Annotated in this window: 14 protein-coding genes and 5 tRNA genes; all 19 read right to left on the bottom strand. The window is 50.1% G+C overall.

The window, feature by feature from the left end:
* Nucleotides 1-152: 152 nt before the first annotated feature.
* The 19 genes from ACO0LC_RS25875 to lepA all read right to left on the bottom strand — a co-directional run bounded on the left by ACO0LC_RS25875 (nucleotide 153) and on the right by lepA (nucleotide 13,794).
* Nucleotides 153-908, bottom strand: a complete 756-nt coding sequence (locus ACO0LC_RS25875; protein ID WP_423008592.1) for a hypothetical protein — start codon at nucleotides 906-908, stop codon at nucleotides 153-155.
* Between the two features lie 14 nt (nucleotides 909-922).
* Nucleotides 923-1,231, bottom strand: coding sequence for a helix-turn-helix domain-containing protein (locus ACO0LC_RS25870; protein ID WP_423008590.1), 309 nt, complete (start codon nucleotides 1,229-1,231; stop codon nucleotides 923-925).
* Nucleotides 1,218-1,430, bottom strand: a complete 213-nt coding sequence (locus ACO0LC_RS25865) for a DNA-binding protein (RefSeq protein ID WP_423008588.1) — start codon at nucleotides 1,428-1,430, stop codon at nucleotides 1,218-1,220. Before ACO0LC_RS25865 ends, ACO0LC_RS25870 begins: the two co-directional genes overlap by 14 nt.
* 515 nt (nucleotides 1,431-1,945) lie before the next feature.
* The gene (locus ACO0LC_RS25860) at nucleotides 1,946-3,214 is read right to left on the bottom strand and encodes a tyrosine-type recombinase/integrase (RefSeq protein ID WP_423008586.1); all 1,269 of its coding nucleotides are present in this window, start codon (nucleotides 3,212-3,214) and stop codon (nucleotides 1,946-1,948) included.
* 225 nt (nucleotides 3,215-3,439) lie between these two features.
* Nucleotides 3,440-3,532 (bottom strand) — tRNA-Leu (locus ACO0LC_RS25855).
* Nucleotides 3,533-3,607: 75 nt separating this feature from the next.
* Nucleotides 3,608-3,681 (bottom strand) — tRNA-Cys (locus ACO0LC_RS25850).
* Nucleotides 3,682-3,790: 109 nt separating this feature from the next.
* Nucleotides 3,791-3,866, bottom strand: a tRNA-Gly gene (locus tag ACO0LC_RS25845).
* Nucleotides 3,867-3,902: 36 nt separating this feature from the next.
* Nucleotides 3,903-3,978: transfer RNA gene (locus ACO0LC_RS25840), tRNA-Gly, on the bottom strand.
* Between the two features lie 50 nt (nucleotides 3,979-4,028).
* A tRNA-Gly gene (locus ACO0LC_RS25835) sits at nucleotides 4,029-4,104 on the bottom strand.
* 80 nt (nucleotides 4,105-4,184) lie between these two features.
* On the bottom strand, nucleotides 4,185-4,766 hold the full coding sequence (gene pgsA, locus ACO0LC_RS25830) for a CDP-diacylglycerol--glycerol-3-phosphate 3-phosphatidyltransferase (protein WP_423008584.1): 582 nt from the start codon (nucleotides 4,764-4,766) through the stop codon (nucleotides 4,185-4,187).
* A 78-nt stretch (nucleotides 4,767-4,844) separates the two neighbouring features.
* Nucleotides 4,845-6,725, bottom strand: coding sequence for an excinuclease ABC subunit UvrC (gene uvrC, locus ACO0LC_RS25825; protein ID WP_423008582.1), 1,881 nt, complete (start codon nucleotides 6,723-6,725; stop codon nucleotides 4,845-4,847).
* Between the two features lie 38 nt (nucleotides 6,726-6,763).
* Entirely contained in the window at nucleotides 6,764-7,165 is a 402-nt protein-coding gene (gene acpS / locus ACO0LC_RS25820; protein WP_423008598.1) for a holo-ACP synthase, read from the bottom strand.
* Between the two features lies 1 nt (nucleotide 7,166).
* A complete protein-coding gene (gene pdxJ / locus ACO0LC_RS25815) occupies nucleotides 7,167-7,937 on the bottom strand; it encodes a pyridoxine 5'-phosphate synthase (RefSeq protein WP_423008580.1) in 771 nt (256 codons plus the stop codon).
* Nucleotides 7,934-8,812: a DNA repair protein RecO gene (recO, locus tag ACO0LC_RS25810; RefSeq protein ID WP_423008578.1), complete on the bottom strand. Its 879-nt coding sequence runs from the start codon at nucleotides 8,810-8,812 to the stop codon at nucleotides 7,934-7,936. Before recO ends, pdxJ begins: the two co-directional genes overlap by 4 nt.
* Nucleotides 8,813-8,820: 8 nt before the next feature.
* Nucleotides 8,821-9,723: a GTPase Era gene (gene era, locus ACO0LC_RS25805; RefSeq protein ID WP_422973001.1), complete on the bottom strand. Its 903-nt coding sequence runs from the start codon at nucleotides 9,721-9,723 to the stop codon at nucleotides 8,821-8,823.
* A gap of 7 nt (nucleotides 9,724-9,730) precedes the next feature.
* Complete coding sequence (gene rnc / locus ACO0LC_RS25800) at nucleotides 9,731-10,651, bottom strand: ribonuclease III (protein WP_423008576.1); 921 nt, start codon at nucleotides 10,649-10,651, stop codon at nucleotides 9,731-9,733.
* 9 nt (nucleotides 10,652-10,660) lie between these two features.
* Nucleotides 10,661-11,068, bottom strand: coding sequence for a DUF4845 domain-containing protein (locus ACO0LC_RS25795; protein ID WP_423008574.1), 408 nt, complete (start codon nucleotides 11,066-11,068; stop codon nucleotides 10,661-10,663).
* Nucleotides 11,069-11,098: 30 nt separating this feature from the next.
* The gene (lepB, locus tag ACO0LC_RS25790) at nucleotides 11,099-12,004 is read right to left on the bottom strand and encodes a signal peptidase I (RefSeq protein ID WP_423008572.1); all 906 of its coding nucleotides are present in this window, start codon (nucleotides 12,002-12,004) and stop codon (nucleotides 11,099-11,101) included.
* On the bottom strand, nucleotides 12,001-13,794 hold the full coding sequence (lepA, locus tag ACO0LC_RS25785; protein ID WP_423008570.1) for a translation elongation factor 4: 1,794 nt from the start codon (nucleotides 13,792-13,794) through the stop codon (nucleotides 12,001-12,003). The genes lepB and lepA overlap by 4 nt, the downstream gene beginning before the upstream one ends.
* Nucleotides 13,795-13,926: the final 132 nt, after the last annotated feature.

Genomic DNA, 13,926 nt, shown 5'->3' with positions numbered 1-13,926 from the left:
TTGCGCCAATACAAGTTTCACCGCTTCTTCCCGCAATTCCGGGGTATATCTTTTTTTCTGTTTCATTATTTCTCCTGATCGTTTATTTTAACAAACAGGAATGTCCGAAAAAGTCAGGATACCTCACCGGTTAACCGAAATAAATCCTCCGGTTAACCCGACTTTTGAGATTTTTCATTCTCTTCAATATATTTTTTATCTACCGTTTCCATGAAATCGATACATCGTTTTGCAAGCTCAAGCGACAGGGTGAGATCGATAGCCGTCCCCAATTCCACAATGAACTTTGCAAACCATCCTGTTTTTGAGCGTGGCGGATATTCCCCATTTTTGAGCCTCCACTCCCTTGCAAGCTCAGTAACAATGCAGTCATTCACATGATTTTCGGGCCGGTAGCTGACATCAACGTGTATACGGTTCGCGGCTGATATCAATACTCTTTCCGTGTCGTCTAGCTGCATCCATGTACGTGAGAATAGCGAACTTACGTGATGCCCGTATTCCGATTTAAACCATAGCTCAAACGGCGGCTTGGTCAAAAATTTGGCGTTCATATAGGACATATCAGCATGGGTGAGTGATTCAGCTGTCAATTTGGTGAGTTGCTTTTTTAGTTTTTGTATCGTTGATACAACATCGTTTAATTGCTCTCGTTGCTCCTTAGGGGGTGCTCTATTCTGGGCGTTTTCTTTCCTTAACTTCCAGAAATTCAAAGCTGTATTGGCAGTGTCCAAAAACGTGTTTTTGTCATCATTACTGATATTGCGCGGCCAAATGTGATTTGGTGATTCGATAAGTGATTTTCGTTTTTCCGCCGTCAAAATATCAATTATCCAGATGGCACCTATAGCTGTATCCCATTCGGGAACATCGTCACCTGTCATCGGGGTTTGTGCTGATTTATCCATGTTCCCTGCACCAATTACGCCAATTCCCGTAACACTTCCGGGTGGCGCTGTGCAATCACAAGCAGGGTTTGCGCCGCCCCTGAGGGTTTGCGACGTCCTTGCTCCCATTCTTGCAAGGTGCGAACAGACACGCCTAGCAGCTTGGAAAACTGGCTTTGTGAGAGGCCGGACTGCAGACGTGCCGCCACCACGGACGACACTGCCACGGCCTTGCATTGACCGACCAGCACTTCATGAATCGATTGCTCCAACTCTGCGGCCAGGTCGCGTGAATCTTCCCATACTCGCAGGGCTTTATCGTCCATAGTTTTATTCGATGGCATTTCTTAACTCCTTCAGCTTTTCCCCAGCAATTGCATCAAATTCGTTCTTGGCATAGATGAACAACAGCACGATGTAACCGTTTGCCAGCCGGTTGCAATAAATCACGCGCACCCCGCCCGACTTGCCGCCACCGCTACAACTCCATCTGATCTTACGAACGCCGCCGGAACCCTTGACGACATCGCCCGCTTCCGGCATTTACGCAAGATGTGCGGCAAGCTCTGCCCGCTCTTCTTCCATCCAGTAAGCAGGTCATAACCTTTCAAAAGTTGGGGTCTCTATGATTGTTTACATACTCAGATTATACGTCAAAGACGTATTGAATTAATGCGTCGCTGGGGTGTGCGCCAGAAAATCGGCTTGCGCTGGGTTTTTAGACGTGCCAGCAGGTGCAAACGCAGAGCCGGTGCAGCTTGCAGCCGCTTTTGCGTCGCAAACCCGTATGAAATAGAGGGTGTTTTCACGGCTGGTACACAATTGGTACACCTTTGGTACACCTATTTATATATAAGGTGTACCAACAAAATGCAGTAATTAAGCGGCTTTCCAGCCTGTTTTATGTTTTGGTACACCGGTACACCTTGTTTTTCTGTTTTCTAGACTTTTTCTGTGCTTTGGTCGCTAAAAGGACGCAGGGTTTGCGGCTATATTTGACGCGGGTTTGCAGTGAAAAAGCGGCTGTAAGCTACGCCAGTGCTCAAATTTTCTTTAATTCAGGCTGTCCGCAGTGGAATGATGAATGCACCTTGCTTTAACTGATCAACATAGTCCGCCCACGCTTGCATCATCTTGCGCCGGTCTTCTATGTATTTGGCTTTCTGGTACACGCCTTTTACGCCTTGTACCACGTGCGACAATTGACGGTCTATAGTGTTTTCATCCCATCCCATTTCGGCAAGCATGGTAGCGGCAGTATGTCTGAAGCCATGCGGGTGGATAATGTCACTGGAGTAGCCTAAAGTCTTGAGGGCTTGGTTAATCGTGCCTTCCGACAAAGGCCGCTGCCCTGATCTGACACCAAACACATATTCACCCATGCCGGTCAGTGGCTGCAATGCGCGTAGCTGTACCAGCACTTGCGCAGATAGAGGGACGATATGATCTATCTTCGTTTTAGGGCTGAAGTAGCGCCACTCTTTCGCTTCCAGGTCGATATCCTCCCAACGCGCGGCCCTAAACTCGCCAGGTCGCACAAACACCAAAGGCAGCATGCGCAACGCTGCCACCGTGACAGGCACACCACCGTAGCCTTCAACATCGCGCATAAGCTGACCTAGCAATTTCGGGTCGGTGATATGTGAGAAATTTTTCTGTACGTGCGCCTCTAATGCGCCGCGTAAATCGGCGGCAATGTCGCGCTCTGCCCGACCAGTCGCAATAGCAAATCGCCACAACTGCCCCATTTGCTCACGCACACGGTTTGCGGTTTCTGTAATCGTTTTTCCCTGATTGTTTTTTCTGGTAGCGATACGACGTAAGCATTCCAGTAAAACAGGTGCCTTGATCTCAGCCATAGGCAACTTTCCGAGATAGGGTATCAAGTCGTTTTTTAAATAAGCAGTAGTGCTCGAGCGATGACTCTCTGACAACGACTTAATCTTGGCCTCGAACCACTCCCACGCGACTGCCTCAAAAGAATCAATTGCGGGCAAGCCCTCTGCCTCCCTCTTGGCCGCCACTTTATGCTGACTGACTTGCGTGCGCTCTGATCTACGTACATCGCTGGGGTCGATACCTGAAGCAATTTGCTCTTTTGCTTCTGCACGCCTGACCCGAGCCGCCGCCAGTGAGACAGTGGGATATTTACCAAAAGACAACGTAAGGCGTTTTTCATTAAACCTGTAATCCATACGCCACAGCTTTGAGCCGTCTTTACTCACCAGCAGATAGAGGCCGCCACCGTCCGCCAATTTATAGGGTGCATCCTTGGCAGCCGCGTTCTTTGTTTTAATATCGGTAAGTGGAGTAATTTTCTTTGGCATCGCGGGCTCTCCCTATGAGGCGATACCGCACACCGTCAAGAAAGTGGTTTTTTGACGGTATTGATGTTTTGACGGTATCTGATTTCCATTTAATACCGTCATATATACCGCCAAAAATCTGGGCTGTCAAAGTACTTCACGGAACGTTAGGAAACAAAAACCCCGCATTCTCATAGTGAGGAAGGCGGGTTGATGTACTTCTTGGAACTGCCTGAAACGTAGTTTTGGTGCCCGAGGCCGGAATCGAACCGGCACGCCCGCTATTAACGAAGCGGCGGATTTTAAGTCCGATGTGTCTACCAGTTTCACCACTCGGGCCCACTACTACAACCTGCTTAGCGAAACGCTAAGTCGGGTTCTGGAAAAAAAGCGCTCTAAAGCGCTTTTTGTATTTGGAGGCGGGGGTCGGGATCGAACCGGCGTCTACGGCTTTGCAGGCCGCTGCATAACCACTTTGCTACCCCGCCAGGGGTGCTATTTCTGCGTTTTAACTAGTGTGATTTTATCACGCTTGATGCTCGCTGAAATGCGGTGCAACTTGAACAAAAAAGGGAAGCCTTGCTTCCCTTCAGAATCTGGAGCGGGAGAAGAGTCTCGAACTCTCGACCTCAACCTTGGCAAGGTTGCGCTCTACCAACTGAGCTACTCCCGCAGATGTGCTACTGATACTTCAGGTACTACGCCATTTTGGAGCGGGAGAAGAGTCTCGAACTCTCGACCTCAACCTTGGCAAGGTTGCGCTCTACCAACTGAGCTACTCCCGCATTTTACTACTTTCTTACTTTACTGCTTTTCGCTGCCATTCCAAAAACTTTGGAGCGGGAGAAGAGTCTCGAACTCTCGACCTCAACCTTGGCAAGGTTGCGCTCTACCAACTGAGCTACTCCCGCATTGCGAAGACCAGAATTATATATCATCCAGCCATTCTGTCAACCACCCATTCCAAGATCATTTAACGCTTACTGCACGCTTATCCCATTCTGTCAGTCGTTTCCTTGATCAGGGGCCATGCTTTGCGCAGGTAATAGAACATGGACCAGACTGTCAGAACCGCAGCAATCAGCAATAACCATGAGCCCAGCAGCTTGGTATCAACGCCAAACAGTATGTCGTAATACAGCAGCATGGGGATGGCCACCATTTGCGCTGTGGTCTTGATCTTGCCCAGTGAGCTGACTGCCACAGATTTGGATGCACCTATCTGTGCCATCCATTCGCGCAAGGCAGAGATGGTGATTTCGCGGCCTATGATGACGAAGGCGATCACGGCATTGACGCGGTCCAGTTGCACCAGCACCAGCAAGGCACCGGCTACCATGAGTTTGTCAGCCACAGGGTCGAGGAAGGCGCCGAATGAAGATGTCTGGTTCCACCTGCGTGCCAGAAAACCGTCAAACCAGTCGGTCACTGCTGCAACAATAAAGACCGTGGTAGATGCCAGGCCTTTTTCAAAAGGGTTGAGCCAGAGATCAGGCAGATAAAAAACACCGACTACCAGCGGTATCAATGCAACACGCAACCAGGTCAGCAGGATAGGGAAATTGAAAGGCATGTCTTTTTATGGTTTTTATCTGAGGTTTGCTGCAAGAGCACTGACGACAGTGTCAGCGCCTGTTGCAATTATATTTCTCTATCGCAGCCGCTTGTAAATTTCTTCTGCCAATTGACGGGAAATACCTTCAACACTGGCCAAATCGGCGACACTGGCATCACTGACACCTTTTAAGCCCCCAAAACGCACCAGCAGGCGCTGGCGGCGTTTAGGGCCTATGCCCTCTATCTCTTCCAGTTGCGAGGTCTGTCTGGCCTTGTCGCGCTTGGCACGCATGCCTGTGATGGCAAAGCGATGGGCCTCGTCACGGATGTGGGCGATCAGCATGAGAGCTGCGGATTCCTTGCCCAATTCTTTTTCTGCGCGGCCGTCAACGAACACCAGGGTTTCGAGGCCGACCTTGCGGCCCTCACCTTTTGCCACCCCGACGATGAGGCTGATATCCAGGCCCAACTCAACAAAGACTTGCCTGGCTATCTCGACCTGACCTTTGCCACCATCGATTAAAACAATGTCTGGCATGCGACGCTCACTAGCATCAACGCTACTGGCATCACCACTGGCGACTTTTTCATAGCGGCGGAACAGTACCTGGCGCATGGCAGCATAATCATCCCCACCGGTAATGTCCTTGATATTGAAACGGCGATATTCACTATTTTGCATGGCATGATGGTGGAAGACTACGCAGGATGCCTGGGTCGCTTCGCCCTGGGTGTGGCTGATGTCAAAGCACTCTACACGCAACTCTTCCAGGTTTTCTACCTCCAGCTCCAGAACCGTCGCTAAAGCGCGAGTGCGGGCCTGTTGCGAGCCCTGCTCTGACAACATGCGGGCCAGTGCCAGTTTGGCACCCTTGACAGCCATATCCAGCCAGGCGCGACGTTGCTCCTGAGGCTGGAAGGACAGATGAATACGATGACCACATTGCTCGGCCAGTGCCAGCATGAGGTCGGGCGCATCGAGTTCCACATTCATGACCAAGGTCGAAGGAATGAATTGATCGACATAGTGCTGCGCCAGAAAGGCAGAGATGACCTCAACCTCGATTTCATTTTCTGCGACGCTGAGGGCATCATCGACATGGGTAGGGAAATAAGCACGGTCACCCAGATGTCGCCCGCCCCTGACCATGGCCAGGTTGACGCATGCGCGCCCCCCCTCCACTACTACGGCAAGGATATCGATATCGACATCACCAGCAGTTTCCATGCTTTGCTGGTGCAAGACTTTGGACAGGGCCTGCATTTGATTGCGCACGGCTGCGGCCTGCTCGAATTTGAGCTCCATGGAAAAATCCAGCATCTTTTTTTCCAGGGTCTGCATGACTTCGAGCTGGCGGCCACGCAAGAAGTCAGCGGCATTATTGACGTCTTGCTGGTAGTCTTCTTTCGCAATGATGTTGACGCAAGGAGCACTGCATCGACCGATCTGGTGCAGCAGACATGGGCGGGTGCGGTTGGCAAACACGCTGTCTTCGCAACTGCGCAGCAAAAAGACTTTCTGCAGAATTTGCATCGACTCCTTGACAGCCCAGCTGGATGGAAATGGCCCGAAGTATTGATGTTTTTTATCGATAGCACCACGGTAATACATCATCCGTGGTGTTTTTTCTGTAGTGATTTTCAGGTAAGGATAAGACTTGTCATCACGAAACAGGATGTTGTAGCGCGGCTTTAATGCCTTGATGAGATTGTTTTCAAGGATCAGGGCTTCGGCTTCGCTGCGGGTGACCGTGGTTTCGAGCTTGGCGATTTTCTCTACCATCATCGCAATACGCGGGCTGGAGAGGTTTTTGAGAAAATAGCTGGAGACGCGTTTTTTCAAGTCACGCGCCTTGCCCACGTACAGCACCTGGTCTCTGCTATCGAAATAGCGGTACACGCCCGGCAGGTTGGGTAATTTGGCAACCAGATCAAGCACTTGCTGGCGTGCTTCTGAGATATTTGGTTCTGTCATGATGCAATCAATCTGCAGCGCTTGTGGAAGTCGCTACTTTAGCAGGGATTGTTCAATTCAATGATGACGAAGGCAATGGCGTAATCAGTTTCATCACTGACGGAGATACTCGCCTTCAGGCCGCGTTCCTGCATCCACGCCAGCATAGTGCCGTTTGCCTGTACGACAGGCTGGCCCTGGTCGTTATTCAGGGTTTGCATGGCATGCCAGTTCATGGGGTCGCGCATGCCCATTCCTACGGCTTTGGAGAAAGCTTCTTTTGCGGCGAAGCGGGTGGCCAGGTAACGCAGGCCACGCGCTTCTACCAGGGCTTTGCGTTCACGATAGATAGCCAATTCTTCTGGGCCCAGAATTTTTTCAGCAAAGCGCTCACCGTTGCGCTCAATAGCTTCTTGCATGCGCGAGATTTGTACGATGTCGGTGCCTATGCCGTAAATCATCTTAAGCAACTCTATGCAGATTCGCCAATCGGGCTTTGACCATTAGCGCTTTCATATCGCTGATGGCTCTTTGCCAGCCTACGAACAGGGCCTGAGCAACAATGGCATGACCGATATTCAATTCTGAAATTTCTGGAATAGCAGCAATCGCAGCGGTGTTAGTCATGTGCAGGCCGTGTCCCGCATTCACTTTCAAACCATGGCGTATGCCTGTGATGGCGGCTTGCGCTATGCGCGCCAGCTCTTGCGCCTGTAATTGTGGATCATGCGCATCGGCATAACGACCCGTATGGATTTCTATGACGCTGGCACCAGCCTCTGAACTGGCCTGTATCTGCTGCTCATCTGCATCGATGAATAGTGACACACGTATGCCTGCCGCCTGCAATTGCCGGACTGCAGCCTGCACTTTGGCAAAATCACGGGCGACATCGAGGCCACCTTCTGTTGTGACTTCTTCACGGCGTTCTGGCACCAGGCAAACATCTTGTGGCAGGATGCGGCAAGCCAGGTCCAGCATTTCATTATTGACGGCAGTTTCCAGGTTCATGCGCGTCAAGATGCGTGGACGCAGCTGCTCTACATCTGCATCGCGGATATGGCGGCGGTCTTCACGCAGATGCAGGGTGATGCAATCTGCGCCCGCCTCTTCTGCCAGCAAGGCGGCTTGCAAGGGATCTGGGTAAGTCGTGCCACGCGCATTGCGCAAGGTAGCGACGTGGTCAATATTCACGCCCAGTTCTATCAACTGGCTTTGTTGATGGATATTCATAAATTTTGTAAATCGATCAGTATTTGCCGTGTGTTCAGTACAGCGCCATGCAAGTGATGGGCAAGCAAAAAGCGCATCAGCAACTTGCTTTGTAATTGCGTGCTTTGTTCAGTATAGTCGCCGCGCTGCATGGCCAGCAAAGTCTTGCCGCTGACCCTGGGCACATTGTCTGAGGACATGGCGGGTCTGGGGCCGCGTTCCGGGTCAAGCACATAGAACTGCTCTGTCTGTACACGTTCTCGCTCTTGAGTGCAGCGTGTCAGGTCACCCAGCAAGCCTGATTCGCGCAATAGTGCGAGTTCAAAGCGGCGCAGGACGATAGTGGCAGGCTCATCATGGGCAAGCTGGTTTAGCGTTGAAACGTAGAGATCAAACAATTCCGGGTGCGCTTCATCGCGCATGAGAAACTTGACCAGTAATTCATTGAGGTAAAAACCGCACAGCAAGGCTGATTTTTCCAGCGGCAGCATGCCGCCCACCCAGTCTGCTGTCGTCAGGGTGCGTATCTCGCCCTTGCCTGTCCAGCCCAGTTGCAAGGGCTGGAAGGTTTGCAAGACACTGCGTAATTGTGAATGCGGGCGTTTTGCACCCTTGGCAACCAGGGCGATGCGGCCATGGTCACGCGTCAATACATCAATGATGAGACTGGTTTCTTTATAGGGCCAGGAATGCAGGACGAAGCCTGGCTGTTCCAGGATACGCAAGTCTTTGGCGGAGGATTTACTGGCAGTGCGCGGGGTCGCTGAAGTTGCCGAAGTTGCTTTGAGAGCACGTGGGCGAGCAGCAGTTTTTTTGGCAGCAGGTGGCGCTGGCGGTACAGCAACCGCATCTGCTACGGTGCTGTCTTCCTGCACGGCGACTGCCTGCTCATCCATGGATGATTTTACTCGTAACCGTAGGCACGCAAACCGGCTTCATTGTCTGCCCAGCCAGATTTGACCTTGATCCAGATTTCCAGGTACACGGGGCCACCAAACAGTTTTTCCATATCCTGGCGTGACTGGGTGGAGATGTCTTTCAGACGCGCACCCTTGTTGCCTATGACCATCGATTTATGACCATCCCTGTCCACCAGGATGGCAACAAAGACGCGGCGCAGATTACCTTCTTGCTCAAACTTTTCGATCAGCACGGTGCTGGTGTAAGGCAGTTCATCGCCAACGAAGCGGAACAGTTTTTCACGCACGATTTCTGCTGCCAGAAATTTTTCGCTACGGTCTGTGATGTCGTCTTCGCCAAACATCGGTGGGTTCAGGGGCAAGTATTTGCGGATTTCGCTTTCCAGGTTTTCCAGCTGGAAGCGCAAGGTAGCTGATACAGGCACGATAGCCGCAAAATTATGCAACGCGGCCACTTTTTGGGCAAACGGCATCATCACGGCCTTGTCTTTAACGCGGTCGGATTTGTTGATGACGAGGATGCACGGTACATTCTTGGGCAGCAAATCTATCACTTGCTGGTCTGCCGGGCCAAAAGTACCAGCTTCTATGATGTACAAAATCACATCTGCCGCTGTCAGCGTCGTCGTAACAGTACGGTTCAGCGTGCGGTTCAGGGCGTTCGAATGGCGGGTCTGAAAACCCGGCGTATCGATATACACGAACTGGGTATTGTCTTTGGTTTGTATGCCGGTAATGCGATGGCGGGTAGTTTGTGCCTTGCGCGAGGTAATGCTGACCTTGGCGCCTATCAGGGCGTTCATCAGGGTCGATTTACCGACGTTAGGTCGCCCGACGATGGCGATATAACCACAGCGGAAATCAGGATTGTCTATTAATTCAGTCATGCGGTCGTCAGGCAGTCTTAGGGTGAGTCTCAGGGTGTGCATCATGCGTCAGCAGTTCATCTGCTGCAGCTGTGTTGGTCGTACTTGCTGCGGCTTTGGGCTTGTCAGCCTTGTGCGCTTCAGCATCCAACAAACTTTTTTGTTTGCCAGATTGTGCTTTGGTCTCAGCAACAGGGTCACCTTGCACGGTAGCGATGCCAGCCAGTTTTAATTGCGATGCGCGTGGCTTGGATTTCTTGGCTGCAGGTGAGCGCACCAACATGGCCAGGGCAGTTTCCAGTGCCAGCTTGGCAGCAGCTTGTTCACCAGCACGACGACTACCACCAGTACCGAAGACTTGTATTTCCAGTTTAGGCACCAGGCATTCGATTTCAAATTCCTGGTTATGCGCCGCGCCATGAGTTGCCACTACATTATATTGTGGCAAAGCGATTTTTTTGCTTTGCAAGAACTCTTGCAACAAGGTCTTGGCATCTTTACCCAGAGTCGTGGGATCAACGCTGGCGAGCACTGGAGCATACAAGGCGCGAATGACTTCACGCGCCGCATCAAAACCAGCATCCAGGAAAATTGCACCAAACAAGGCTTCCAGCGTATCTGCCAGGATGGATGGACGACGGAATCCACCGGACTTTAATTCCCCCTCCCCCAGGCGCAAGAACTGTGACAGCTCTATTCTTTGGGCAATTTCATACAAGGATTGTTGCTTGACCAGATTGGCACGTACGCGCGACAAATCACCTTCATCAATATTGGCAAAGCTATCAAACAACAAGGAAGCAACGACACAATTCAGAACTGAATCACCGAGGAATTCCAGACGTTCATTATGCAAAACACTATGACTACGATGTGTCAAAGCCTGCTGCAACAAAGCGGGGTTGCTAAACTGGTGCCCCAGCCTTTTCTGCAATAGTTGTTGATTCATACGCGTAACTTAATCTACCTTGGCAGGTTTTGTAGCGACGATGCCATTCTTTGCTGTCGTGCCTGAGTACTCCATCAAGATGCTGGCTGGGCCTATCAAAGGGATTTTCTTGGAGTAGGAGAAACTGAGGTCAAAGCCACCTTCATTATTCTTTACAATAATCAAATCCTTGGCAGTAACGGCGTCAAAATAGCCTACGCCCCTTTGTCTTTCAAATGCGAGTTCTATTTCTCTAGGCGTGGTGCCTGAATTCTTGGTGCTATTGATGGCCTTCACGATGGAGTTATATTCAATTGCCGTAGGCACTACCTTCATTGCAATCATTGCAACCAAAATAACCAAGGCTATAGCCATCAGCAAACCAATCAAGGTCATGCCTTTTTGCTTTTGCAAAGAAAAATGTTGATTCTTAGACATAAGTTTAATGTTCCTGTTTAAGACTGAAGTTTAATGAAAACTACCAATGCGTTCGATATCACCAAAATTCATCCAGATAAAAAATGCTTTACCAACAATATTTTCATCTGGCACAAACCCCCAATAACGACTATCAAGACTATTGTCGCGGTTGTCACCCATCATGAAATAACGTCCCTGAGGCACAGTACAAGTAAAACCATCATTTTCATAAGTGCACAATTCCCGGCCTTTGAATTCATGCGGATTGTCCACGTACGCCGGTCTTTGCTCGTTAACTAAAATACTATGGCTCACGCCTGTCAGGTCTTCCTTGTAATGTTTCAGGTAATCCAGATTATCACGAAAGTCAGGCATGGTCGTGTATGAAACTTCCTTACCATTCACGGATAAGCGCTTGTTTTTATACACGATTTTATCACCAGGCACACCCACTACACGTTTAATATAGTCCACACTGGGGTCTTCCGGGTATTTAAATACCATCACATCACCCCGATGTGGGTCATTGATGGAAATAATTTTTTTATTAATCACTGGCAAGCGTATGCCATAAGTGAATTTATTCACCAGTATCAAATCACCCACAAACAAGGTTGGCAGCATGGAGCTGGACGGAATTTTAAAAGGTTCAAACAAGAAAGAACGCAAGAAAAATACCAGCGCAATGACAGGGAAGAAACTGCCAGAGTACTCTATCCAAACTGGCTGCTTGAGCAAGTTCGCTTCCAGTTCGTGACGGGTACTTTCTTCCAGTCGTATGCCTTCGGCAGTCAGCTTGGCTCTGCGCGCATCGTATTCAGCCAGGGCCTTGTCGGCATTTTGACGACGTTGCTTGGCAAACACAAAGACATCCAGGAACCAGATGACGCCGGTCACTACGGTCAAAACAAACAGGATCAGTGCAAAATTGCCTAAAATTGATTGAAAACTCATTTTTCATCCACTTGTAAAATCGCCAAAAACGCTTCTTGCGGGATCTCGACAGAACCTACTTGTTTCATGCGTTTCTTACCTGCTTTTTGTTTTTCCAGCAATTTGCGTTTACGGCTGATATCACCGCCATAACATTTCGCCAACACGTTCTTACGCAAGGCTTTGACGTTTTCACGCGAGATGATGTTGGAACCAATTGCAGCCTGGATTGCCACATCAAACATTTGACGTGGGATCAATTCACGCATTTTTGCCGCCACAGCACGGCCACGGAAATGGCTGTTCGCTCTATGGACAATAATCGCCAGCGCATCAACTTTTTCGCTATTGATGAGCATATCAACCTTGACCACGTCTGCGGCCCGGTTTTCCTTGAACTCATAGTCCATGGATGCATAGCCACGGGAAGTCGATTTCAGGCGATCAAAGAAATCCAGCACGATCTCGGCCATAGGCATTTCATAGGTCAGTTTGACCTGGCGACCGTGGTAATTCATGTCCATCTGTACACCGCGCTTCTGGGTGCACAGGGTGATCACAGAGCCCACATACTCTTGCGGCATATAGAGATTGACGGTAACGATAGGTTCGCGGATTTCTTCTATCTTGGATGGCTCAGGCATCTTGGAAGGATTATCCACCATCAGGATAGTGCCATCCGCCATGACCACTTCATACACCACTGTTGGTGCTGTCGTGATGAGGTCCATGTCAAATTCACGCTCCAGACGCTCCTGGACGATTTCCATATGCAGCAAGCCCAGGAAACCACAGCGGAAACCAAAGCCCAGTGCTTGCGACACTTCTGGCTCATACATCAGGGCAGCATCGTTAAGCTTGAGCTTTTCCAGCGAATCACGGAGGGCATCGTATTGATTGGCCTCAACCGGGAACAAACCGGCAAACACTTGCGGTTGCACTTCTTTAAAACCAGGCAAGGGCTCGGCAGCAGGTTTGTTGGCAACAGTAATCGTGTCGCCCACTTTGGCCGATTTCAATTCTTTAATGCCGGCAATGACGAAACCCACCTGACCAGCAGACAATTCTGTACGGCTCAGTGACTTGGGTGTAAATACGCCTACACTTTCAACCAGATGCTGTGCTTCTGTTGCCATGAACAAAATCTTGTCTTTTGGGCGCAGAGTACCGTTCTTGATACGCACCAGCATGACAACGCCTACATAGTTATCAAACCAGGAATCGACGATCAGTGCTTGCAAAGGCGCTGTTGGGTCACCTTTTGGTGGTGGTACTTTTACAATCAGCGACTCCAGCACATCCTCTACGCCCAGGCCAGTCTTGGCAGAGCAATGCACGGCATCAGATGCATCTATGCCTATGACTTCTTCGATTTCCTGGCAGGCATTGTCAGGGTCGGCAGATGGCAAATCTATCTTATTCAAGACTGGCACGACTTCTACACCCAGCTCAATCGCGGTATAGCAGTTTGCTACTGTTTGCGCTTCTACACCTTGCGACGCATCAACCACCAGCAAGGCACCTTCGCAGGCAGACAGGGAACGGCTGACTTCATAGCTAAAATCGACGTGACCCGGTGTATCGATGAGGTTCAGGTTGTAAATCTGACCATCGCGTGCCTTGTAATGCAAGGCTGCTGTCTGGGCCTTGATGGTGATACCACGTTCACGCTCAATATCCATGGAATCAAGCACTTGCGCTTCCATCTCGCGGTCGGAAAGGCCGCCGCAAAGCTGGATAATACGATCTGCCAGTGTGGATTTGCCGTGATCAATATGGGCAATAATCGAAAAATTGCGGATGTTATTCATTGAAATTACGAAAGAAACAAAGGTGAAGCGAATACCAGCTATAAAAAAAGCGCTCTGAGCTGGGCAAGCTTCCCCAGGCGAGCGCCTTCAGTTTGGGTTTTGCAAAACGCCATTTTACCGGATTTCACCCCG

The organism is Undibacterium sp. JH2W (genome assembly GCF_049340425.1).
Classification (GTDB): domain Bacteria; phylum Pseudomonadota; class Gammaproteobacteria; order Burkholderiales; family Burkholderiaceae_D; genus Undibacterium.
The sequence above is the reverse complement of the archived record's forward strand: the minus strand, read 5'-3'. Positions and strand labels throughout refer to the sequence as shown.